This is a genomic window from Streptomyces sp. NPDC005775 (assembly GCF_042871565.1).
GTDB lineage: Bacteria > Actinomycetota > Actinomycetes > Streptomycetales > Streptomycetaceae > Streptomyces.
Map to the genome: position 1 here is coordinate 169,769 of NZ_JBIAIU010000010.1, position 23,764 is coordinate 193,532.

Annotated in this window: 18 protein-coding genes; 3 read left to right on the plus strand and 15 right to left on the minus strand. The window is 69.7% G+C overall.

The genetic code is table 11. From position 1 onward, the window contains the following. Positions 1 to 145: 145 nt before the first annotated feature. Entirely contained in the window at positions 146 to 1,726 is a 1,581-nt protein-coding gene (locus tag ACFYPA_RS23420) for a methylmalonyl-CoA mutase family protein (protein WP_359313587.1), read from the minus strand. A gap of 228 nt (positions 1,727 to 1,954) precedes the next feature. Between ACFYPA_RS23420 and ACFYPA_RS23425 the strand changes: the two genes are divergently transcribed. Continuing rightward, positions 1,955 to 2,893, plus strand: coding sequence for a L,D-transpeptidase family protein (locus tag ACFYPA_RS23425; protein WP_359313589.1), 939 nt, complete (start codon positions 1,955 to 1,957; stop codon positions 2,891 to 2,893). 228 nt (positions 2,894 to 3,121) lie between these two features. Here ACFYPA_RS23425 and ACFYPA_RS23430 read toward each other — a convergent pair whose 3' ends face one another. Beyond that, entirely contained in the window at positions 3,122 to 4,339 is a 1,218-nt protein-coding gene (locus tag ACFYPA_RS23430; RefSeq protein WP_359313591.1) for a hypothetical protein, read from the minus strand. Further along, positions 4,339 to 5,172 (minus strand): RNA polymerase sigma factor, encoded by an 834-nt coding sequence (locus ACFYPA_RS23435; RefSeq protein ID WP_359078590.1) that lies wholly within the window; start codon positions 5,170 to 5,172, stop codon positions 4,339 to 4,341. The genes ACFYPA_RS23430 and ACFYPA_RS23435 overlap by 1 nt, the downstream gene beginning before the upstream one ends. A 563-nt stretch (positions 5,173 to 5,735) precedes the next feature. Here ACFYPA_RS23435 and ACFYPA_RS23440 point away from each other — a divergent pair. Beyond that, positions 5,736 to 6,266: a YcxB family protein gene (locus ACFYPA_RS23440; RefSeq protein ID WP_359313594.1), complete on the plus strand. Its 531-nt coding sequence runs from the start codon at positions 5,736 to 5,738 to the stop codon at positions 6,264 to 6,266. A gap of 189 nt (positions 6,267 to 6,455) precedes the next feature. Here the strand turns inward: ACFYPA_RS23440 and ACFYPA_RS23445 are convergent, their stop codons facing one another. Both ACFYPA_RS23445 and ACFYPA_RS23450 read right to left on the minus strand, forming a co-directional pair. Then, complete coding sequence (locus tag ACFYPA_RS23445; protein ID WP_359078587.1) at positions 6,456 to 7,424, minus strand: JmjC domain-containing protein; 969 nt, start codon at positions 7,422 to 7,424, stop codon at positions 6,456 to 6,458. Between the two features lie 194 nt (positions 7,425 to 7,618). Next, complete coding sequence (locus tag ACFYPA_RS23450; RefSeq protein ID WP_359078585.1) at positions 7,619 to 8,521, minus strand: BTAD domain-containing putative transcriptional regulator; 903 nt, start codon at positions 8,519 to 8,521, stop codon at positions 7,619 to 7,621. An 863-nt stretch (positions 8,522 to 9,384) separates the two neighbouring features. On the opposite strand from ACFYPA_RS23450, the gene ACFYPA_RS23455 reads away from it, so the two are divergent. Next, positions 9,385 to 10,374, plus strand: a complete 990-nt coding sequence (locus ACFYPA_RS23455) for a helix-turn-helix transcriptional regulator (RefSeq protein ID WP_359078583.1) — start codon at positions 9,385 to 9,387, stop codon at positions 10,372 to 10,374. A gap of 250 nt (positions 10,375 to 10,624) precedes the next feature. Here the strand turns inward: ACFYPA_RS23455 and ACFYPA_RS23460 are convergent, their stop codons facing one another. The 10 genes from ACFYPA_RS23460 to ACFYPA_RS23505 all read right to left on the minus strand — a co-directional run bounded on the left by ACFYPA_RS23460 (position 10,625) and on the right by ACFYPA_RS23505 (position 23,654). Further along, positions 10,625 to 11,968: an NAD(P)/FAD-dependent oxidoreductase gene (locus ACFYPA_RS23460; protein ID WP_389133998.1), complete on the minus strand. Its 1,344-nt coding sequence runs from the start codon at positions 11,966 to 11,968 to the stop codon at positions 10,625 to 10,627. A gap of 139 nt (positions 11,969 to 12,107) precedes the next feature. Next, a complete protein-coding gene (locus ACFYPA_RS23465) occupies positions 12,108 to 13,091 on the minus strand; it encodes an LLM class flavin-dependent oxidoreductase (protein WP_389134000.1) in 984 nt (327 codons plus the stop codon). A 6-nt stretch (positions 13,092 to 13,097) separates the two neighbouring features. Then, positions 13,098 to 13,265: a hypothetical protein gene (locus ACFYPA_RS23470; protein WP_359078577.1), complete on the minus strand. Its 168-nt coding sequence runs from the start codon at positions 13,263 to 13,265 to the stop codon at positions 13,098 to 13,100. 26 nt (positions 13,266 to 13,291) lie between these two features. After that, on the minus strand, positions 13,292 to 16,138 hold the full coding sequence (gene lanM / locus ACFYPA_RS23475) for a type 2 lanthipeptide synthetase LanM (RefSeq protein WP_389134003.1): 2,847 nt from the start codon (positions 16,136 to 16,138) through the stop codon (positions 13,292 to 13,294). Continuing rightward, a complete protein-coding gene (locus ACFYPA_RS23480) occupies positions 16,135 to 18,327 on the minus strand; it encodes a peptidase domain-containing ABC transporter (RefSeq protein WP_359078573.1) in 2,193 nt (730 codons plus the stop codon). Before ACFYPA_RS23480 ends, lanM (ACFYPA_RS23475) begins: the two co-directional genes overlap by 4 nt. Then, positions 18,324 to 21,347, minus strand: a complete 3,024-nt coding sequence (gene lanM / locus ACFYPA_RS23485; RefSeq protein WP_359350691.1) for a type 2 lanthipeptide synthetase LanM — start codon at positions 21,345 to 21,347, stop codon at positions 18,324 to 18,326. Before lanM (ACFYPA_RS23485) ends, ACFYPA_RS23480 begins: the two co-directional genes overlap by 4 nt. A 110-nt stretch (positions 21,348 to 21,457) precedes the next feature. Beyond that, the gene (locus ACFYPA_RS23490) at positions 21,458 to 21,619 is read right to left on the minus strand and encodes a class II lanthipeptide, LchA2/BrtA2 family (protein ID WP_359078569.1); all 162 of its coding nucleotides are present in this window, start codon (positions 21,617 to 21,619) and stop codon (positions 21,458 to 21,460) included. Between the two features lie 26 nt (positions 21,620 to 21,645). Then, positions 21,646 to 21,810, minus strand: coding sequence for a plantaricin C family lantibiotic (locus tag ACFYPA_RS23495; RefSeq protein ID WP_359078567.1), 165 nt, complete (start codon positions 21,808 to 21,810; stop codon positions 21,646 to 21,648). A 165-nt stretch (positions 21,811 to 21,975) separates the two neighbouring features. Next, on the minus strand, positions 21,976 to 22,740 hold the full coding sequence (locus ACFYPA_RS23500) for an ABC transporter permease subunit (protein WP_359078565.1): 765 nt from the start codon (positions 22,738 to 22,740) through the stop codon (positions 21,976 to 21,978). Next, complete coding sequence (locus ACFYPA_RS23505; RefSeq protein ID WP_359313608.1) at positions 22,737 to 23,654, minus strand: ATP-binding cassette domain-containing protein; 918 nt, start codon at positions 23,652 to 23,654, stop codon at positions 22,737 to 22,739. The genes ACFYPA_RS23500 and ACFYPA_RS23505 overlap by 4 nt, the downstream gene beginning before the upstream one ends. Positions 23,655 to 23,764: the final 110 nt, after the last annotated feature.

The window sequence follows — 23,764 nt, forward strand, 5'->3', positions numbered from 1 at the left end:
GCTGCATGGATAAATCTAGGTGCATACAGCAGCGGAGCCATCCGTTCCGTGTCACAGGCGCGTGACAGGAGGCCGGGTTCCTCACGTCACAACTGGGTTCGCGGGGAGGCATGTTGCGCCCCGCGCCCCACCTTCACCCCGCGCCTCAGAAGGCGTCGGTGGGCACGTACGCCCCCCATACCTCCCGGAGCGCGTCGCACACCTCGCCCACCGTGGCGCGGGCCCTGAGCGCGTCCTTCATCGGGTACAGCACGTTGTCCGTGCCCCCGGCAGCCCTGCGCAGGGCTGCCAGGGCCGTGTCCACGGCGCCCCGGTCGCGTTCGGCGCGGAGCTTCGTCAGCCGGGCCGCCTGCTGGGCCTCGATCGCCGGGTCGACGCGGAGCGGCTCGTACGGCTCCTCCTCGTCGAGCCGGAAGCGGTTGACGCCGACGACGACTCGTTCGGCGCTGTCCGTCTCCAGGGCGACGCGGTAGGCGCTGCGCTCGATCTCGTCCTTCTGGAAGCCGCGCTCGATCGCGTGGACGGCACCGCCCATGTCCTCGATCCGGAGCATCAGTTCCACGGCCGCGGCCTCGACGTCGTCGGTCATCCTCTCGACGACGTAACTGCCCGCGAACGGATCGACGGTGGCCGTCACGTCCGTCTCGTACGCCAGGACCTGCTGCGTACGCAGGGCGAGGCGGGCGGACTTGTCGGTGGGGAGGGCGATCGCCTCGTCGAAGGAGTTGGTGTGCAGGGACTGCGTGCCGCCGAGGACCGCGGCCAGGCCCTGTACCGCGACGCGCACCAGGTTGACCTCGGGCTGCTGGGCGGTGAGCTGGACGCCGGCGGTCTGGGTGTGGAAGCGCAGCATCAGCGACTTGGGGTTCTCCGCGCCGAACTCCTCCTTCATCACCTTCGCCCAGATGCGACGGGCGGCACGGAACTTGGCGACCTCCTCCAGGATCGTCGTCCGCGAGACGAAGAAGAAGGAGAGCCGCGGGGCGAAGTCGTCGACGTCCATGCCGGCCGCGACGGCGGTACGGACGTACTCGATGCCGTCCGCGAGCGTGAACGCGATCTCCTGCGCGGGCGAGGCCCCGGCCTCCGCCATGTGGTAGCCGGAGATCGAGATGGTGTTCCACTTCGGGATCTCGGCCCGGCAGTACTTGAAGATGTCGGCGGTCAGCCGCAGCGAGGGCGCGGGCGGGAAGATGTACGTGCCCCGGGCGATGTACTCCTTGAGCACGTCGTTCTGGATGGTGCCCGTGAGCTGCTGCGCCGGGACGCCCTGCTCCTCGCCCACCAGCTGGTACATCAGCAGGAGCAGGGCGGCGGGGGCGTTGATCGTCATGGACGTGGAGACCTGGTCCAGGGGGATCCCGCCGAACAGCACGCGCATGTCGTCGATGGAGTCGATCGCCACGCCGACCTTGCCGACCTCGCCGGACGCGATCTCCGCGTCGGAGTCGTGGCCCATCTGGGTGGGCAGGTCGAAGGCGACGGACAGGCCCGTCGTGCCGTTGGCGATGAGCTGCTTGTAACGGGCGTTGGACTCGGTGGCCGTACCGAAGCCGGCGTACTGGCGCATCGTCCACGGGCGTCCGGTGTACATGGACGGGTACACGCCGCGCGTGAAGGGGTAGGCGCCGGGCTCGCCCAGCTTCTCGGCGGGGTTCCATCCGTCGAGCGTGTCCGGCCCGTAGACCGGCTCGATGGGCAGTCCCGATTCCGACTCGCGCGTCATCTGCTGTGCCTCCCGCTGGAGCTGCTCGCTGGTGACCGATGGCCCTCGCGACCGACGGTAGCGACGGCTCCGCAACCGTCGGAGGGGCCCGGGCCGGGACCTTGCTCACAGCCCTGATGCCTGACATCCTCCGGTCCTCGATGCCGCTTTCCCCATCATGCGCAGGATTCGGCAACCGGGCAGAGCGGGAATCCGTCTCATGAGATACCGCAGACTCAGGGGGCCGGGATGATACGCAGCAGCAGGACCGGGCGCGGCCACGCACGCCGAGGCGGCCGGGGAGCCGGCACGGTCTCCGCGGCTGTCGCCGTACTCGCACTCGTCGCCGTGACCGCCGGGTGCAAGGCGGAGCCCGCCGGCAGCGCACCGGCCGCTTCCCCGGCGGCGTCGGCGAGCCGCACACCCACCGATGACGCCAAACCGGGCACGGACCGCACCCGGTCGGCGACACCGTCCGCCAGCGCGAAGCCGAGCGGGAGGCCGAGCACGAAGCCCGGGACACCACCGAAATCCACGCCGTCGGCCGATCCGCAGGCCGAGGTGCTGATGGCGAGCGGCGCGCAGAGCGGGCAGGTGCGCGAGCTCCAGGCCCGGCTGCGTCAGATCGGCCACTTCGACCGCAGCCCCACGGGCTACTACGGCTCCGTCACGGTCACCGCCGTGCAGTCGTTCCAGGGCAAGCGCGGCCTGTCCCGTACGGGCAGGACGGACACGCTCACCTGGCAGAAGCTGCTCGGCATGACACACGAGCCGACGGCCGCCGAGCTGCACCCGCCGACCACCCGGCCGGCCGCGAAGCCGGACAAGCGCTGTATGACGGGCCGGGTGATCTGCATCAGCAAGAACAGCCGGTCGCTGTCCTGGATCATCGACGGCAAGGTCGTCTCGTCGATGGACGTGCGGTTCGGCTCGCAGTACACGCCGACCCGCGAAGGCACCTTCTCCGTCTACTGGAAGTCCCGGCACCACGTGTCGTCGATCTACCACACGGCCATGCCGTACGCGATGTTCTTCAGCGGCGGCCAGGCGGTGCACTACTCGTCGGACTTCGCGGCCCGCGGCTACAACGGTGCCTCGCACGGCTGCGTCAACGTCCGGGACGAGGGGAAGATCGCGTCGCTGTTCGCCCAGGTCCGCGACGGCGACAAGGTCGTGGTCTACAAGTGAGGCCATGAATGAGGGGCGCGGGCGGGACCGGGGGAACGTGTCCCGCCCGCGCCATTGCGCCGAGCCGTAGGTACGGGGGGAACCCCGGCTCCGGGCGCTGCCGATGACCAGTCGGCTCACTTGTTACTGCGTCCGCAGGCCGAAAAACGTCACACCCCTGGTGGCGGGGGCGGTGCGGACGGCGGAGTGAGAGCGTGTACGCCGGCGTCGGAGGGGCGGTGCGCGCCCTCAGCGGGCCGCGAGGGGGAGCGACGGCGACGCGGAGTGCGAGGTCGCCGAGTCCGTGGAACCCGCGGCCCCCGAGGGCTCCGGGGAGGCGGTGGAGAACCCGATCGACGGCAGAGTGCCCGAACCGCCGGACGCGCCGTCGCCGCCGGCCTGGTCGTCGTCGCTCTGGCCGTTGCCGTCGTTCCCGTTGCCGTTGTTCCCGTCGCCGTTCTTGCCATCGGCCTGGTCGAGCATCCGGTCGCAGAAGCGGTCGAGGTTGCGGGCCCCCTTGGCCAGCGCTTCGAGGCGGCTCCGGCTCTCGTCGTCGAGCTTGCCGTCGCGGTAGGCGCGGCAGGCCTTCAGCGTCTTGGCGTACCAGGCGGACGTCTTGTCGCCGGTGTCACCGGTGGTGTCGGAGTCACCGGACGTCCCGTCGCCGTCCTGGCCGGCCGAGCCCTTCGTCGCACCGGTGCCGTCCGCCGGGTCGTCCTGGGCGCCACCGGAGCGGCTCTCGCCGCCGTCCGTGCTGTCGCCCGCAGGGTCCTCGCCGGTGGTGCGGTCGCCGTCGTCGGGGCGGCCGCTCTCCGGCCCGGCGGTCGGACCGGCCCCGGGCGCGTCCGGCGACGCCGCGCCCTCGCCCGGGGACCGGGGCGGCGGGGCGGACATCTCGTCGTCGCCGGTGAGTCCGGAGCCCAGTTCCTCGGGGGACGCGGCGGCCGACACCGAGGTGGCCGGCGTCGGCGCGTGCCGGCCGAAGGGGCCGGGCAGCATCCCGGTCCCGGCGGCCACGGCCACCCCGCCGATCGCACAGCACGCGAGGGAGGCGACCAGGCCGAAGCGGATGGGCCGGCTCCAGCGCATGGGGCGGGGGCCGCGGCTGTCCGCGGCCCCCGCCGGCGTGCCGGAACCGGCCGGGCGTATGTGTACGGGGGCGAGCATCCCGGACTCGGCGGAGTCGTCCGCCCCCGTGGTCCGGGCGGCCCGCACCCGGTCCGCCGGCGCGGAGAGGGCGGGGGTACGGGGAGCGGAGCCTCGGGCGGCACGGAAGGCGGCCAGCGCCGCGGCCTCGCCGGGCAGCTCCCCCGCGGCGGGGCGGGCGGTGCGGGCCACGGCGTCCAGGGCGGCCGCGAGCCTCTCGGCTTCGTGTCGGGGGCGGCCGTCGGAAGGGTCGACCGGTTCGCGGCGGAGCATCTTCTCCGCCGCTTCCTTGTCAAGCCATTCGTGCTGCTCGTCGGCCATCACATGTCCTTCTGCGTCCACAGACGCGAATGCGTCACACCGGCGGGCGCCACCAGGCCGGTGCGGTTGGGGCGTTGCGCGGGGACGGCGCCGAGTTCCAGCGACCGCCCCGCCCCGTTCCCCTGCGGCGACTGCGCCGGGGCCGTGCCCTCGGCCTGTCCCCTCGGTGCGCCGACTCCCCCGGCCGGCCCGTCGCCCCGCGGACGGCTCCCTTCCGCGCGGCCGGCGTCCGACAGGCCGCCTTCACCGCCCGGGTGCCCGGCGCCGTCCGGGCCGTCCGCACCGTCCGCCCGCAGCAGTTCGGCGAGCCGCTTCAGCCCCCGGTGAGCGGCCGTGCGGACCGCCCCGGGCCGCTTGCCCAGTGTCTGCGCCGCGCTCTTGGCGTCGAGGCCGACCACCACGCGCAGCACCACGGCTTCGGCCTGGTCCTGCGGCAGCTGCGCGATGAGCGACATGGTGCGGCCGGTGGCCAGCGCCTCGATCGCCTCATCGGCCGTGTCGGACCCGGCCGGTTTCTCGGACAGTTCCGTCTCGTCGCCGCCGGTGGCGGGCCGCCTGCCGCGCATCCGCAGATGGTCCAGGGCGCGATTGCGCGCTATCCGAGCCGCCCACCCCCGGAACCGGTCGGCGTCACCGCTGAACCGGCCGAGGTCCCTGGCTATCTGCAGCCACGCCTCGGACGCCACGTCCTCGGCGTCCGGCTCCCCCACGAGCGTCCGTATGTAGCCCAGCAGCCGCGGCTGCACAGCGCGGTACACAGTACGGAAGGCGTCCTCGTCCCCGTCCTGCGCCGCGAGCACCGCGGCAGTAAGCCCCGCGTCGTCCCCCAGCACTCCCTCAACCTGCCCTGCTGTCCTGAATCGCAGCTGGTCACCACTGCCGCGCCACCCTGCGCGACTCAGCACGCTACGTCCTGGGCGGGCATCGCGTCCATGACTTGTACAACCCGCAACATTCCTCCGGCACCGCACGGTGTGACAGAAAACGCAGTCACGGCGCTGAGATGAGTACGGGGTCGTCCTGCGGCCCCCAGGAAGACGACCGGGGCCTCTCCTGTGGGGGGTGGCGGCCCCGGTCGTCCTTCCATTCACCCCGACTCGGATCGGGGCGCCTCGCCGCCCCGATGCCGGGCAGCCCGGCGTTGCCGTGGCCGCACACCGAGCCGCTCGGCCGCGCACGGCAGTCGGGGCCCGGGCCGGTCGGGACCTGTGCCTCAAAGGACAAGACGATCGGTCCTGTCGGGTACGACCGTCCCTTCGGGTTGGTGTCGAACGTCACGGCGTCAGGTCGCGGCACCGGGCTCGTCCGGTGCCGGCTGCCGCTCTTTCAGCGGGCGCCCGCCGACGCCGGCCACCCACCGGTACAGTCCCTGCCCATCAACTCCGGGGGAGAAAGCATGGCCGTTGATGTGCCGGTGCAGCTGACGTACACAGTGACGTGGCGGGAGATATCCGACGGGTTGAAGATCCAACTGCGGCACAGTCCGATCGGGCGGTGGTGCCATCGCATCATGTGGGGTCTGGGTGCGTTCTTCGCCTTCGCGGTCGCCGCCACGGTGCTGACCCGGGGCATCGGTGCCGTGGACGCGAGCACATGGATCGCGTTCCTGGTCACGTGCCTCCTGTTGGCGGGCGTCCGCTGGGTGTCGGCTCTGGGGCTGCTGGGCTACGCCCGGCATCTGGGCGAGCACCGCGTGACTGTCGACGCGTCCGGCATCAGGACTGTGACCGAGCGGCACGCGCAAGAGACCGGCTGGCAGTTCTACGGACGCTGCGTCGAGGGCCGGAGAGTATTCGTGCTGCTCACTCCGGACGCGTCGAGAGCCGGGGTGATGATCCTGCCCAAACGCGGTCTGGCCGCACCGCAGGACTCGGACCGGCTGCGGGAGCTGATCGCCGCCCACCTCGGCCACCACCCCACCGGGTAACGACAGGTACCCGGTGGGGTGGTGGCAGTCGTGGCAGTGACGTCCACGGCCACGCCTTCGCCCGGTCGGGAGAGGATCCGAGAGGGCGGAGACCGCCCGGACCTCAGCGCGTCACGGCCCTGCGCACGTGCCGGTGCATGACGAGCCGCGTGTCCGTGCCGCGGCAGCCGGGACTCGCGGCAGCCGTGGTCACAGCCCTGGCGGGGGGCCACCCGGCGCGGGGGACGTGGGGCCGATGTCCGGGAGCCCGATGGCGAACCTCCCGAACTGCGCACCGTCCCGGACGGCGAAGAACCGCTTCAACAGGTCCTCCTCCGCGAACGCTCCATTCAGCCGCTCCCGCACCTTCCGCAGCACCTCCTGCGGGCCTTGCGGGTCGCCGAAGCGCAACAGCTCCGCGCACATGGCCTCGTCCTCCCGGAGCTGCTCCAGCAGCCAGCGGGCCAGGTCCAGGCCGGTGGTGCAGGGGATCGAACCGGTGATGTGGAGGGAGGGGCCCTCCTCGGTCACCGGGTCGTGCCAGTAGCCCCGGGGCAGGAAGAGAACGTCGCCGGGAGAGAGCACCACGTCGTCGACGACCTCGGTGGGCGGAGTACCCATCGCCGAATCCCTCGGACGCATGGAGAACTCGTTGCGCCCGAAGATGCGCCACCGCTTCCTGCCCTGGAGCTGGATGGCGAACACGTCGTGGTTGTCCCAGTGGGCGTTGAAACCGCCGGTGGGCGCCCACGAGGCGTAGAGGTTGAACTCGAAGTCGCTGAGCAGCACGCGCTCGAAGGCTTCGGAGAGCTTCGACAGTCCGGGGTGGATCTCGTCCACGTACCGCATCGCGAGCGTGTGGCCCGCGCACAACGCCGCTCGCAGCCTCGCCGGATCGACGCGGATGCGCCGGCGTCCGCGCCGGGCGGCGCCCACCTCCAGGTAGGAGGTCTCGGGGAGTTGCTTGCCGTCCCGTGACAACCGCATCTGGGGGGACCTGAGTTGGTGCGTCTCCAGGATCTCGTTCAGGTCGCCCCAGCCGAAGAGGCTCCTGATCTCCTCCGCGGCACCGGGTAATACGCGGTGATCGTGGTGGTAGACCTCCGACAGGAAGTCGCCGCCCGTCAGCGTGGAAACGAAATCATCTATTGCCTTCGAGAGGCCTCTCGGGTGTTCCATGACTCCTCCGTGATTCACCATCGGCGCACGCCCATCGGTTGCGGTATGAGCCGCCGCGGAACATGGGACGCGTTGCCGTGCGCCAGTACGTTCGAAAGACACGAGAGCACCGCGACGGCGGCGTTCCACCCGCCGGTCCGGATCTCGGCCCTGTTCGTCGCCCCGGGTCAACACCGGGCGCGGGACGAAGGCCCTCAGGCGGCGCGTACGACCAGGCGCAGGGCCTCGTCGCCGTCCCAGGCGAGCGCCGCTCCCCTGATGGCCTCGATGCTCGGAGGTACGTCGAGGCCCAGGTCCTCGACCAGAACCGCCCTGCATCGCTTGAGGACGTTCAACGCGCCCGCCGAGTCGCCCTGGACGCAGTACACCGCTGCCAGGAGTTCCCACAGACGCTGCCGGTAGGGCGCTTCCGCGATGATCGTCTCGATGCGATAGGACAGCATCTCCGTCCTGCCCGCGCTGAGGAGCACGGTGAAGAGGTCCTCGTACGTGTCGAGCCACCCGTTGCGAAGTCCCGTCGCGTGTGCGTCGAACCAGCGCGTCATCGGCAGATCCTGCCCGAACGGGCCGCGCCAGAGAGCCAGCGCATCCTCGAGTACGGCAATGGCGCTCTCGACTTCGCCCCGCGCCCAGCACATGCGGCCCTGCCTGGAGGCCCGGACGAACACGGGCAGGTCCACCTCTTCCGGCCCGACCTCGATCCGGTAGCCGCTCTGGGCGCCGCGGCATGTCTTGATCCTGTGGCTCAGCCCCGGCAGGGCACGGTCGAGGTCGCGCCGCAGTCCAGTGAAGTGACTGCGAATGTTCGCACTGGCCGACAAGGGCGGATCGTCCCAGAGGAGTTCGGCCAATTCCGTCATCCCGATGGGATGACCGGACCGCAGGAGCATGGCCGTGAGAATCGCCCGCCGCGTGGGTGAACGGACCTCGACCTCTTCCTGAATTCGAAGGTGTCCCAGAATTCTGAACAGCATCGTGTCACCTATCCCTTTCATGGGAGTGGGCAGCACATTGCTGCAAAAAACGCCTTCCTCCGGGGAGAGAATTTCGGTAAGAGCGAGCAGCGTCGTGCGGTCGAGGTCATCATTGTCCCCCATAATTCCTCATTATAATGATCTGTCCAGATCGCCTGCGGCACGGTCTACGGACGGGCAGGCGGAGCACACCCTGACGGTGCGTGGTCACTCATGGCCACCGTCGGCGCGAGGAGCTCGACGCGAAGGCCGCGGAGAGTGCGACTTCCGGGAACTTGACGCCACTCCCTTTCATGCGAACGCAGCGGCCGTTTAGGAGCATTGGGTCGGTGACACTCCTTCACTACGGCCACTGTCGCCTTCTTCCAGTGGCATCGCCTATCCAGGAAAGGGAACCATTTCAGCATCCCGCCTGTCTACATCCGGGATCTGTCAGGAAGCTGCCAGAGAGCCGCTGGAGCAGCCCACGGATACGTCGAGCCGGACATGGCAGGACGAACCGGCGCCGTCCGCCACTACTGCCGGTCGACCGAGATCTCTTCGACCCACTCCCGCAATGCTTTCTGGCGCGTAAGGCGGGGAAGTGACGAGTCGTCGGAACTCGCGAATTCTCTCGTCGAGGACACGTCCGGCGTACGGGGTTTTGAAGCAGCCTGTGACGAAGCGACGGGCGACGTTACAGCCGGCGGAGGAACCCGGGGCCCGACGGTCATTCGGCCCGGCCCTCCGGCCCGGTGGGCCGCGCGACGGCGGCCAGGTCTCCCCGTGCGGGCCTCGTGCCGCTCCCGCACCCCACCAGCCTCGGACAGGACCGCACATGACTCACACAGGGTCACCGAACCGCAAAGCGATGGGCTCTGAGTCATGTGAAGATCTTGCAAACTGTTGACGGAAGTTCACCAGGAACACACAAGCTGGCGCTCCGATCCAGGCGCGTGGTCGTGGCCCACGCGCGTCAGCTCTCAGAGCAGCCCAAGGGGGACTTCATGGATGCGCTCGCACTCGACCAAGAGGCACTCCAGGTGTATCGCGCGTTCCTGTTCCACGACGAACAGGACGCGCACGAGCTGGCCCGGCTGACCAACGGCGACGCCGGCACCACCGAGGCGGCCATAGCGAAGCTCATCGACCTGGCACTGCTTGCCCCCTCCGAGGACTCGCCCAGGGGTCTGAGGGCCGTGAACCCGTTGTGCGGGATGAGGACCCTGCTCCAACGGGAACAGGAGACGCTCGCAGGGCGAGCCCGCCGCATCCAGCAGAACACGACGGTGCTCGGCACCATAGCCGCGGAGTACGCCGCTGACGGAAGATCGGCCCATGCCGACGGCGTCGAGCAACTGCACCACGTCGACGATGTCCGTACACGGGTGGAGACCCTGCTGAAGTCCTGCCGGCAGGAAAGCCTGGCCCTCCACCCGGCGGGAGGACCGACCGAGGAGTCGCTGGAGACCTGCCGCCTCCTGAAAAAGCGGGCGTTCGGGCGCAGCGCGCGTTTTCGTTCCATCTACGTCGACAAGATCATGCGCGATCCCGTCACCAGATCGCAGGCCCGATGGATGGACGAGCACACCTGCGAGGTCCGCACCGCCCCTTCCCTGCCGATGCGGCTCCTGATCGTGGACACGACGGCTGCCGTGGTCGACGGGCTGCCGGGGCAGGGATCGAGCTCGACGCTGCTGTTCAGGAACAGACCGATGGTGCTGGCCATGCGGGCCCTGTTCGAGGCGTACTGGGACCATGCGAACCCGCTGTCCCAGGCAGCCGCCCCCCACGAGGCGGAGCGCGACGAGATCACACCCCAGGACCGCAGGCTGCTCGAGCTGCTGGCCGCCGGGCTGACCGACACCGCGGTGGCACGAATACTCGGCATCAGTGTGCGCACGGAGAGACGGAAGCTGGCCACGCTGATGGAGCGGCTCGGCGTCTCCAGCCGTTTCGAGGCAGGTGTGCAGGCCGCTCGCCGACAGTGGATCTAGTGCCTCGGCAGGCAACGTTCGCCCGGTAAGGAGCGGCGTCAGGTGCGTGCTCTCGGCGTGCCGGCCGGAAGCCCCCGTACTGGACGTACTCGGGCTTTCGGCCGGTGCGGCGAGAGTGCGTGCCGGGCGTCGCGACAGGGCGAACGTTGCCTGCCGAGGCACTAGGCAGGACCCGGACCGCGGGCACGGACCGGCCGGCCATACGCGATTCGCATGACCGACCGGTCCGTGCCGGTGCCCCGAGGGCGCGTCAGGACGCGTGCGCCTCCTGTGCGAGGGACCTTTCTTCGTCGCCTTCGCCGGCTTCCTGGCTCGCGGCGGCCTGCTCGTCCCACTCCTGCATGACGCCCTCGACCTCCTCGGCACTCATCGGGTCGAAGTCCACGACATCCGCGACGGCGCTCACGCCCGAGATCATCGAGACGAACCCGACGCGCGAGCTCTGCGTCACCATGTTCCCGATCTCCCGCGCCCGCTCCTCGTACTCCTCGCGCAGCCGGGTCGGGTCCATGAAGAAGCGCACGTAGGCCAGGATGTCCTTGAACAACTGGCGGTACAGGGAGTCGAACCGCTCCAGGACCTGCTCCTCCCGGCCCTCGTCCTTCAGCGCGGCGTCGAGCGCCCGGGCGGCCAGCCAGGCCCCGGAGGTGCCCAGCCACACGCCGGAGGAGAACAGGGGGTCGATGAACGCGGCGGCGTCCCCCACCGCGGCCCAGCCCGGACCGTGGAAGGTGTCGCACACATGGGACCAGTCGCGCGTGGTGCTCAGGTCACCGAGGGCCGCCACGTCGACCATCTTCTTCGCGACGTGGCTGTCCTTCAGGCAGTCGAGGAAGACGTCCCGCTGGGTACGGCCGCCACGGGTCTGTTCGGCGAGCATCTCCGCGGGCAGCACGTACCCCATGCTCAGCTTGGTTTCCGAGAGCGGGATGCCCCATACCCAGCCACCGCCCTGGATGGCCTCGACAAGGATGTCGTCCTTGTCCTCGATGGGTGTGTAGGAGTCGAAGTAGGTCCACACCGCGACGTTGCGCAGGTCCTCCTGCCAGCTGGTCTCAGTCAGCTGACGGGTCAGCAGGCGCCCCTGGCCGGAGGCGTCCACCACGAACCGGGCGGTGACCTGGTGGGTCTCCCCGTCCTGCGTGTAGGCCACCCCCGTCACCCTGCCGGTCTCGTCCTGGAGGACCTTCGTGACCTGGGCGGCCTCGTGCACCATGGCGCCCAGCTTGCGGGCGTTGTCGAGCATCAGCTCGTCGAACTCGCTCCGCGTGACGTGCCAGGCGTGGGTGAAGTGGCTGCCGGTCGCGGAGAAGGCCGCGGAGAAGTCGCTGCGCCACGGCTCGGGATCCCTGCCCCACCGCAGAGTGATCCCGCTCTTGGGCCGGAAGCGGGCGTCCAGCTCCTCCACGAGGCCCAGTTCCTCCATGAGCGGAGCCATGCCGGACACCATGGACTCCCCGATGTGGTACCGGGGGAACGTCTCGCGTTCCAGGATGAGCACCGTGTGGCCCGCCTTGGCGAGCAGGCTTCCGGCCGTGGCTCCGGCCGGGCCCCCTCCCACGACGACGACATCGACGCTCTCAGTGCGGGACATGTGCGGTCACCCTCTCTGCTGTCGGAAAATTGTGTGATCACGGCATGAAGAAGTGACACGCGTTCGGTGGCGCGTGCCGGGCCGGGAGAAATGGCTCCCGCGGGCGACGCCGGGCGAGCGGGCGCCGCCCGGCCACACGTCAGGTGAGTCCGACCTCGGCTGCCGACACACCCGTCTCGCTGCCGAGGACCTGCAGGAGGTCCTGGGCAGCCGCTTTCGGTCCGTACGTCTGCGCGACGCCGATGGTGTTGAGGACGATCTCGTCCACCCCCGCATCGGCGAACTCGGCGAGCCGGCCGTGGATCTGTTCCACGGTGCCGTACAGGAACGCGCCCGCGTCCACGACCCGCGCGGCATCCTGGGCGTCGCCCCGGTCGGACACGGCGATCCCGGCCTTCCGCAGTGCGTCCTGGTAGTGGGGCGCCTTCAGATGGTTTCCGCAGGTCGCTTCGACCAGGGCGGTGACGTCCCGCCCCTGGCGGGCGACCGCCAGCGGCACGATGGCCGTGGTGTGCACGGGCTTCTCCAGCTTCCGGTCGGCACCGCGCATCGCCGGGATCAGCGTCTCGCCGAGGTGTCCGGCCGGCAGGAGCCAGGTGATGGCCCGGTCGGCCACCTCGCCCGCGAGGGCCGCCATCTTCGGGCGCAGCACCCCGAGGCCCACCTCCACCGGTGGTGCGGGGCGCTTCAGCAACCGGGCGGCCACCGAGAAGTCCTCGCCCTCGACCATGGCGTCGTCACCCGACACCAGGGAGCGCACGATCGTCGCGTATTCCCGCGAGGCCCGCAGCGGACTGGCGTACGGCTTCCCCATGAGAGCACGCTGAAAGGACACGGGCCCCGGCCCGAACCCGGCCACCACGGAGTGCCCGGTGGCGAATGCGACCGAGCGCGCCTCGAGTGCGGCCTGGTAGGGCGATCGAAGCGGCATCAGGGAGACCCCGAAACCCATCGGGACGCGCACCCCGATCCCGGCGAGCCAGGTGGCCAGGTGGTGGGGGTCGAGGAGCAGCGACTGCCCCTGCCACAGGCGCTCGGCGGCGGTCCACTGCACGAGGTTCGCGAACAGCACCGCCTGCTCGGGACGGGCCGGCACCACCGGCAGCAGTATCGAGTACTTCATCGTCCGCTACCGCTTCCGCCGCCGCACCGACACGATCAGGGAGATCACGGCGCCGGCCACCAGACCCAGCACCGCACCGCCCCGGTTGTCCTGGCTGAAGGCCGCGGCCGCGATCACCGCCCCGATGAACAGGGGGAAGGCGGGCGCCATGCCCTTCTTCTGGTTCCGGCTCATCACTGGGTTCTCCCTTGTCTCGGTGGTCATCGCAGGCCTCCCGTCACGGCACCGGCGCCGCGTGGCCGCGGCGACGACGGTTCCGGCACGCCTGAGGCGGTCAGTGCGACCGGCACGAAGTCCGGGGCCCTGCCGTCGAGTGCCCTGCTCAGCATGAGATCGGTATGGCCGATGCCCGACCAGCCGAACATGTAGCCCAGCAGCGAGGTTCTTCCCGGACAGCCGGTGTGGAACCCCTGTCTGCGGGCCGCCCGCGCCACGCGGCCCCGGTAGTCGGCTGCCCGGTCGAGGAGGGAGGAGTCGTCCAGCAGGTCGCTCGCCGCGATCAACGACTGGATGACGCCGCTGGAGCCGTGGCACACCGACAGGTCCACCGGGTGCTGCTCCCGCAACGACGTCGCCCGGTCGGCCAGTTCCGCGAGGCGGCCGTCGGTGAGTGTCCGCGGCCGGCCCGCCGACGTCAGGATCTCCGCCGCGACCAGCAGCAGCCCGGCGTTGCCGTTGCACCATCCCGGCACCGGCGGCAGCCCTCCGTCGGCCAGGCGCTCTGTCAGCCAGTCCGCGGCCGCGTCGGTCAGGGCCGGGTCGCCCAGGTGCCGGCCGATCCGGGAGACGGCCCACCGCATGCCGATGTCGCCGTGGGCGACGTCGAACCACGCGCGGTCCAGCTTCGTCCCGGCCTGTGCGAGCACCAGGTCGCACAGCCGCGTCAGCCGGGCCTCGTCCATCAGGGGGTCCTGACCCGCTTCGAGGCGGGCCAGCACGGCCATGAGGAGACCGGCGGGACCATTGACCAGGTCCTTCTCGACGGTGCCGGCCTCGATTCGCTCCGGCAGCCGCTCCAGCAGCCGGGCCACCCAGGCACGGTCCTGCCGGCGAGGCCGGGTGAGCAGCAGGGAGGCCGCTCCGGTGAACACGCTCTCCGGGGCCCGCAGCAGCGCCTCGCCGTACACCTCGAGAAGGGCGCTCAGGCCGCGGTCGGCGCTCAGGTGCGACTCTTCCAGCTCCGGGTCGTGCCGCGCTGCGTCCTGGAGGAAGGTGACGATCCCGCCGTTGTCGTGGAACGACAGGAAGTTGCCCGGGACGATGGTGGGGGCTCCGCGGTCGGGCCCCACCCCGCCGATCCACCCGGACTCCGCACCCTGCTCGCCCTGGTGGGTCACCTGGAGCTCCTGAAGCGTGCGGGCCACCTGAGGCCACCACGCCCCGTCCGCGGCGGTGTGGAGGACCGGGGCGAAGACGCTCTGGGGCGGCATGACGCCCGGTGCTCCCTCGGCGAGTTCACCGAAGCACTCCTCCAGCACGAACCGGTGGTAGGCGTCGCTCTGCCCGGCGTGGAGCGCGAGGCCCGCCCGGGCGAAGTCGGCCGGTGACGACGGGTGGGCCCCCTCCTGCCGGGAGCTGTTCGTGGCCAGCTCCGTGGAGCCGGCCCGTGCCGTGAAGTAGGGCACGTTCCCGGTGTCCAGCGCGGCGCGCTCTGCCTCGCCCGCGAACACGCGGGCCTCGGGCGTCAGATGCCGGGGGAAGCCCTTCAGCAGCCCCAGGAGGCGCTCGGTCTCCCCGGCGTCGCTCAGGTACCGCGGTTGGGTGGCCGCGTCGAGGAAGCGCCCGTACACCATCGTCGAACGGATCAGGCAGCGGACGGGCAGATCGGCGTACCGGTCGAGGACGCCCTCGATGGCCTCGCGCTGCCGGACGGCTCCCAGGGCGTCGACGTATCCGGCGACGATGTCGCGGTAGTACCGCACCGCTGCAAGCTTCTCCTCGCCGAGCCGCGGCACGTTCTCCTTGTGCCGGTACACGACGGGTTCCCAGCGCAGGTGGACGGCGTCAGTGCCACCGTCCTGGATCACGGTCTTCTTCAGTTTGCCGGACACCTGCTCGCCGCCGACGCCGACGCCCGCCATGATCACGTCGATCGGTGACTCGGGTCTGACGTTGGGGACCAGCATGGTGGAGGCCACCGAGACCTCGAGGTGGTTGATCAGCCGGTGTTCCAGCGAGTCGTTCCCGGACCCGGCGCCCGGCCGCAGCATCATCTCCGTGTCGATGACGCACGGGTGCTCCCCGGCGGCCAGCAGGTTCTCGTCATGGAGATCGGACGCGCCGATGGCGCCGAAGAGCGCGCACAGCGCACCGAAGCGGTAGAAGTACCGGGCCGGCTGTTCCGGTGAGGTCATGGCGCGGGGGGTGACGAACCCCTGCCATCCGTGGTCCCCGACGGACAGCGAGGCCGGCACGCATCCGTCGAGGGAGTGGGCGAGATACGGCTCGGCCACGGCGTACAGGTCACGGACCAGGTCGTCGGCCGCCAGGGTGCGCGGCTTGAAGACCAGCTTCCCGCCGCCGGCGAGGCGCGCGCCCACGACGCGCCGGTTGTCGTTGTGGGGATCCCCGCCCGTGGTGATCAGCGAGGCGAGCGTGTCGTTCCCGTCCTCCATCAGACCGGCCGCCACGAGCCGCGGCCGGTCCTGGCGGAAGGCGGTGAACAGGTCGTCGTAGGCATCGAGGAAGTGGTCCAGGACCACCGTGATCCGACGGCGCAATACCTCGTAACGGGACAGGATTTCACGACAGTTGGGCGGGTCGTCCAGATGCCGGCGGAATTTCTGGAGCGCCTCGTCGCTCTCGGCTGCCATGGGCAGTCCCTGAGCTTCGCGGAAGGCGTGGAATTCCGCTATCAGCACGCGAAGGGAGTGCCCCTCCACGGTGGTGACGAGGTCTTCCCAGATCTGGTCGGTCAGTTCTTCCGCGTGTTCGGGCGTGGCCACCTGGGACAGGGGAACGTGCAGTCGGGCCACGACTGCCCCACGGGATATGCGGTTCGTGTAGAAGGGCAGGAAGTCGACGACTGCCACCTGCGGGTCGGTCACGCTCGTTCTCCCCCCACCAGCGTTTCCTCCCGCTGGTCTTCACCGTAAAGGTTCGCGTACAAGTCACCCTCGCCGAGCAGTTCTTCATGGGTTCCGGCTTCCGTGATCGTGCCCTTGTCGAGGACGTAGATCCGGTCGGCCGACTTCACGGTGGCCAGGCGGTGCGCTATGACGACCTGGGTGGCCCCGATCTCCGAGATGACCCGCATGACGCGGCGTTCGTTGATGTTGTCGAGTGCCGCCGTGGCCTCGTCCATGACCAGGATCTTCGGATTTCCCAGCAGGGCCCGGGCGATGGCGATCCGCTGGCGTTGACCGCCCGAGAAATTGGCTCCCATGTCGGAGATCAGGGTGTTGAACCCCATGGGCAGGTCGTCGACGAAGTCGAGAATTCCCAGACGGTCGCAGAACGCCCGGACGTGCTCCTCGGACAGGTTCTTGCCCAGTGTCAGGTTCTCCAGGATGGTGCGGTTGTGCATGTGCACCTCCTGGGGGATGTAGCCGATGTTGCGGCGCAGGGCGGTCTTGTCGTAGGCGTCGAGGTCGTGGCCGCCGAACTCGATCGATCCGCTCGTGGCCCCGTAGAGCCCGCAGATGATGCGGCCGAGCGTGCTCTTTCCCGATCCCGAGGGTCCGACGATGGCCACGCGTTCTCCGGCGCCGATCGTCATCGTGACGTCCTGGACCACCAGGTCGCTGTGCTTGGTGAAGCGGAAGCTGACGTTCTTGAGGCTGATGGAGGGGGAGCCGAGCTCGGTACGGCTGCCGCCGGGGGCCTCCGGCTCCTCTTCGGAGATCTCCGCCAGCCGGGACACGTACCGGGTCACCTCGTTGAACGAGGTCCAGGTCTGGAACACCGAACTGGCCAGGGAGAAGTAGGTCGCGGAGATCGCCTGGACCGAGACGGCGGCCCCGAGGGAGATGCCCCCGTGGCTGACCAGGTAGAGGCTGAACAGCAGCAGGACCAGGGGCGCGAACATCTGTGTCGTGGTCGACAGTCCGGCGATCCGGCCCTGTTGGAGACGCATCCGCGTCTTCATCGCGTTCAGCGAGTTGCTGTACGTCTCGTTCCAGCCGGCCAGGAACTCCTGGGCGTAGCCGCCCATCTTGATCGCCGGGATCGACACGATGGCGTCCAGCTGGGTTCCCTGGCTCTTGGCGAGGTACGCGATCTCCGAGTCGACCGCCTCGGTGACGCGGTAGCGCGTCTTCATCAGATACAGGGCGTTGAGCAGGAAGAGGCCGACCGCGACCAGGCCCAGGCGCCACTCCGTGACCAGCAGGTACACCGTGACGCAGAGCAGTGTGCCCACGTCGAGCACACCCTGGGCCATCCGTGACGAGACCAGGTCGCGTACCGCGGTCACACTGTTGAGCCGGTAGATCAGTTCACCTGGCGGCCGTGTGGTGAAGAACTTGTACGGCAGGTTGAGGAGCCTGGTGAACGTCTGACTCATCAGGTCCTTGCCGAGGACGGCGATCAGCGAGGACAGCAGCAGGACCCTCGTGACGTGCAGCAGGAAGTAGCACAGCGCGGCAGCCACCACGACGCCCAGGAGAACGGCCGAATCACCGAGCCCGTCCCACTGGGTGTGCCGGTCGACGGCCCACCGGGTGAGGATGGGAATACCGAGGACCGTCCCGTACCCGCTGAGCGACAGCAGGGCCACCATGCCGATGCGCTTCTTCGCGTCCGCCGTGAGCAGCAGGAATTTACGCCACTCGGAGAACGGCCTCGCGCGCTTCTTCTCGAATCCTTCGGCCGGCTCGGCGGCGAGGACGACTTCGGTGAAGCTCTTCTCCAGCTCCTCGCGGCCGATCCTGCGCCGTCCGACCGCGGGGTCCATGACGACGGCCGTCCGGCCGTCGAAGCTCTCCAGGACGACGAAGTGGTAGTTCTCCCAGTAGAGGATCACCGGTGAGGTGAAGTTCTCGAGGGCGGCCACGTTCCTGACCCGGTACGGCTTGACCCGCATGCCGCGTGATTCCAGGAACTGCGCCAACTGGCTGGCCGACAGGCCGTCACGTCCCGCTTCCATGACCTCGCGGGCACTGACGATCTCCTCCGCGCGCCCGTAGTACCGCAGCAGGGCGACGCACGAACACAGACCGCACTCCGTCTGCGTGACCTGGGTCACGGTCGGCACGCGGCGTGCCGTGGAGATCTTCTCCCGGGGGGAATTCGTCATGGCCGACGCCCTCCCGTGGTGAGGGTGACCGGGCACAGGCGCAGGTCCGGATCGATCCGGTTGAGCAGGTGCAGTGCCAGGCCCGCGCTGCCGACCATGAGGCTGTTGGTGTGCGCGTAGCGGCTGTCGGGGTCGGCCATCTTGCGGCGGAACACCTCCGGCCGCAGCCACCGGTGTTCCCTTTCCCGCACCTCGGCGTGCAGCGGCGCGCTGTCCGGGCCGGCGACGAAGCGCAGGACGGCGTGGTTCCCCAGGTCACCGTGGCACCAGGTCAGGTTCCGGCCGAAACCGAGACGCAGCGTGTTGCTGACCGCCTGGTCCCGCAGGGCCGTGACGTCCTCGCTGCCGGCCACCGTCCCGTAGGTGGTGAGGGCCAGGGCGACACTGGTCGAGCCGTGGCACCAGCCCGTCGCGAAGGTTCCGTCCTGCGAGGCCCGGGACGACCAGTTCCGTTCGGCCGGGTCGTAGAACGTGTCGAGCCGCCGGACGAGCGCGGTCAGCACCTTCTCGACGGGTGGCCGGTGTTCCGCCGGCAGCAGGGGGTGGGCGCGGCCGAGGGCGTGCACGACCCCGCTGATGCCATGGGCGAACCCCGACTGGTCCAGGAGCGACCGGGCGTAGGCCCCGTCCCCCTCGACGGCCCGGGCGAGGAGGAGCGCCACCTCGGTGATCGCTTCGGGCGAGTCAGGTCCCACGATGTCCGTGAGGCAGCTCAGCACACCCGCGAGACCACTGATGACGTCGAGCGGCAGCTCGTCGGCCGGCTCGGCGCGGATCTGATCGATGATCAGGGGTACCGCTCCCCGGGCGGCGCGCACCCAGTCGTCCTCACCGGCCAGGCGGCCCGCCGCCGAGAGGCAGAACAGGATGCCCGCCATTCCGGTGTAGCCGCCGTAACCGGCCTGCTGGAGGCTGCGGGACTCGTAGCGGTGTGTGGCCAGGATGTCGGCGGTCGCCGAGAAGACCTGCCGAGACGCACTCAGGTAACGGTCGTCGTCCAGGACACGTCCGGCCGCGCAGAGGGTGAGAGCGATACCGGTCCGGCCGGTGTACAGGTCGTAGCCGAGTACGCCGGGCGGCCAGGGGCGGTCCGCCTCCGCGGACGCCAGCGGCCCGATCCACGTCCTGGGCAGGTGCGCGAAGCGGTCGGGCAGGGCGGTCTCGACCAGGCCGTCGCAGAGTTCCCGCGCGAGGGCGACGAGGTCCTGACGCTCGTCGTTGCCGGGGCCGCCGGCCACCGCGGGGGCATCCGCGTCCCGTGCGGGAGACAGGTGGTTGTCCGGGAACTGTGCGGTGAACGCCGACCGGATGAGCCGCAGTTGCTGTACGAGATCGGTCTCGCCGAGGCGGTCCGCCTTGCCGAGGGCGAGTTCCAGCGGGGAGCGGCTGAAGGCGGCGCCCACTTCCTGGCCGTCTCCGTCGCGGATCTCGGTGCCGGTGGCGCTGACGGTGAAGTACGGGACGTCACGCTCCGCCATCTGCCGGAGCTCCGAGACGATCAGCGGCCGGGCCGAGGTCTTGCTGGCTATGGCGATGCGCTTGAGCAGCGCGAGATAGGTGCCCGGGTCGTCGAGTGCGCTCGGCCCCGTGGTCATGCGCAGGGTCTGCGAGTAGAGCGCGGTGGGGTTGTGGACGTAGCGGATCCGCAGGCCGTCGGCGAACGTCCGCAACAGTGCGGTCCAGGTGTCGGGTGCCGCGAGGACCGCACGGTACGTACGGGCGAAGCCGTCCGCCATCTCCCGGCCCAGGCGGAGGATCGCCTCCTCGGTCTGCTCGCCCACGACGGTCTTGCGCCCCTGCACCCTCTGCGGTTCGAGGGAAAGCTTGATCCGGTCCGTGTAGGGGGCGTCGAAGCTCATCCGCTTGAACGGGGACATGCCGCGCCCCGGCCCGCCGAGGAATCCGAGGTCCACATGTCCGCCCCGGTCCTTCTTCCTGCCCGCCATCACCAGCGGCAGGATGCCGACCCCGTAGACCGACTGCCCGATCGTGGCGTACGCGTTCCCCTCCGCTTCCGGGACCGGCCCGTCGTGGACCCGCTCCGGATGGAGAAGAGTCTCGAGGTCCACCGGGACGGGACCGCGGCGGGTCGGCACGATGTTCTCGAAGTGCATGTCACGCGCGTTCAGCACGTAGAGGACCGCGGCCAGTTCGCCACTGTCGCGCATGAAGCTCTCGGAGATGTCGGAGACGTCCTCGGTCTCGATGTACTCGACATATCCGTAACCGTCACGGGCGAGCGCCTCGGCGGCGACGAGACGGGTGCCGAATGCGGTGTTGAGTTCCGCGGCGAGCCGGACGAAGGCGGCCTCGCAGGACACGTCGCGCGGCTTGTAGACAAGGCGCCTGCCGGACTCGAAGGTGAGGACGCAGACCGCCCGGCCGTGATGGTGGGTGTCTCCCTCGGGGGCGCCGAAGGAGACCAGCCGGTCGCCCGGTGCGAGGTCGAAGGCGTCGCGGAGAGCCTCCCTGTCGGCCACCAGCCTGGAGCAGAGCTCGACGACGGCGTCGACGGTGCCGGCCAGCACCACCGGCGTGAGATCCCGCAGCACGGGGAAGCTGAGGCCCCCGGCGGCGGTGAGCGAACTGCGGATCGCCTCGTCCACGAAGTACCGGTAGCGCTCCTGCGGGCTGTCCCCTTCGAGAAGTCCCTGCTCGCGGGCGTGGTTGACGGCCACCACCAACGGGCGGGTGTGCAACTCGCGGACGCGGATCTCCGCCCGGCCGAGCAGTTCGACGAGTGCGTCGTCGGGGTCGGCGAACAGGCCGGGGAAGGCGGCCAACGGATCTCCGTCCGCGGCCTCGGCCGCGATCGCCCTGACCACGTGCTGGAACGGGTACTCCTCAGGCCGTGTCAGCCAGTCCTTGACGACGCCGGGCAGGGCGGACACCACGGTCTGCTTCTGCGGCTCACCGGCGAGCACGGCGAGCACATGGTCGTCGAATGGCGCCAGCGGCGTGATCGTCTCACCGATCTCCGTGTCGTCGAACTCCGGATAGAGGTTGATCGCAGATCTCATTGCTGTCCTTCTGCACGCGATGTGAAGTGACCCCAAAGGCGGGGGCGGAATGGATCTTTGGGGTTTCGATTCATTCCGCCCCCACCCGCTTACACCGGCCTACAGAGCAATCAGCAGGAGCTGGTGCACTTGGTGGTCGGGCAGAAGGCGACGCTGGCCGCCACGGTCACCGCGATGGAGACCGGCGTCGTGCCACCGGTGACGTCCGCCTCGCTCAGCTCTATGAGCTCGAGCTCGTCATAGGCCCCGATGATGTCCTTCTCGTTCTGCATGGTGTTTCTCCTCATTCTGGTAAAGGTCAGTTGCAGTTGGGCTGGCATTCCTTGGTGAGCGTGCACCAGCCGCCGCCGTTGCCCAGCGCGTCCGAGAGCGAGAAGGTGTTCGTGGTGCATGCTCCGTACGCCACACCGTCGAAGTCCTGCTCGTCGATCTCCTCGAGGAGGGACAGGTCGCCCTGGTACATGGAGGTTCTCCCTTATGTGGTCGATGCGGGCGTCGAACTTCCGTTCGCCATCGGCGCCCGCACCGATCATGGGAGGCCCGCATTCAGCCGCCGCATGACCGACAGGGGAGAGCGCGCATCGGCCCCGCATAAGGTCCGCATGCGTGGGGCACACGGACCGCACCGTCAGGCGTCGCGTCGCCTCAGGGCCAGATAGCCGGCGCCGGCCGCGCACGCGGTCCACGCGGCGAGGACCGCGAGTCCGGACCACGCGTTCAGCACGTACTCGTCGGGCACGTTCCGGTAGAGCACCAGCCCGCCGGCCTGGTCGGGGAGGAACTGTGCGACCTTTCCGACGCCGGGGATGTTCGTGAGGATCGTCGAGATCGTGAAGAAGAGCGGCACGAGGATGCCCATGCTGATGGCGGAGGAGCGCAGCAGGACGGCGACGCCCATCGAGAACAGGCAGAGCAGGGTCGCGTAGAGCACCGCCCCGATCAGGGCGGGCAGCACCCCGTCGTCCGTGAGGGACACGCCCTCGTCCCCCATGGTCGCCTGGGCGAGGAAGAAACTGGTGACCGCGGCGGCGGCGGACACGGCCAGGGCCGTCAGGCCGCCGGCGAGCATCTTGGCCGTGTAGAAGACCCCGCGCCGGGGCACCGCGGCCAGTGAACTGCGAATCGTCCCGGAGGAGTACTCGCTGGTGACGACCAGCACACCGAAGACCACGAGCCCGATCAGCCCCAGCCTCAGCCCGCTGAAGCCGGCGGAGACCGGGTCGAAGGACGAGGGGGCGGGCTTGTCGGCGTACTGGTGCTGGACCACGACTCCGGTGAGCAGGGCGAAGGCAAGGCTGAGGCCGGCGCAGACGGCAAGGCTCCAGAGCACGGAACGCAGGGTGCGCACCTTGGACCACTCAAAACCGACGGCCGCGTGCAGATCGTCGCTCATCGCACTGCCTCCTGCCCTGCGCGGTACTCGACAGCATCCGCGGTGAACTGCATGAACGCCTCCTCCAGGGAGGCGGTCCTCGGACTGACCTCGTAGACGGCGATCCGGTTCTCGGCAGCCAGGGTGCCCACCGTCTTCGGGTCGGTGCCCACCGCCTCGAGTGATCCGTCGGGCCCCGCGTCCACCTGGACGCCCCGGGCGGTCAGGAGGTCGCGCATGCGCTCGGGCTCAGGTGTGTGAATGAGCACGTAGGACCGGGAGTTGCCCGCGATGAAGTCCTCCACGGAGGTGTCGGCGAGGAGCCGGCCGCGTCCGATCACGACCAGGTGCCCGGCGGTCAGCGCCATCTCGCTCATCAGGTGGCTGGAGACCAGGACCACACGTCCCTCGTCCGCCATGCGCTTCATCAGGTCGCGGATCCACTTCACGCCCTCCGGATCGAGGCCGTTGACCGGCTCGTCGAACAGCAGTGCCTGCGGGTCGCCGAGAAGAGCGGCAGCGATGCCGAGCCGCTGGGCCATGCCCAGCGACAGCCCTTTCGCCCGCTTGTCCGCGACGCTCGCGAGCCCGACCATCTCCAGGAGTTCGTCGACCCGCCGCAGCGGCAGCCGGTTGCTGCGGGCCAGGCCCGTCAGGTGTCCCCGCACGCTCCGGCCGTTGTGCACCGCGCGGGCGTCGAGCAGTGCGCCCACGCGGGTCAGGGGGCGGGACAGCTCCTCGTACCGCTTGCCGTCGATGAGCACTTCGCCCGAGGTGGGCCGGTCGAGACCGATCATCATGCGGATCGTCGTCGACTTTCCGGCGCCGTTGGGCCCCAGGAATCCCGTCACCCGTCCCGGCTCGACGCGAAAACTGAGCTGATCGACCGCCCGAGTCTTTCCGTACCATTTCGTCAGGTTTCGAACTTCGATCATCACACCGAGTCTCCCCTTGTTGACTTTCCGTACATGAACATGGGCAGGGAAGGGCCGGGCGGGTGCCCCACGTACCGTTCGGCAGCGCCGCGTCCGTCCCGGTGGCGCGA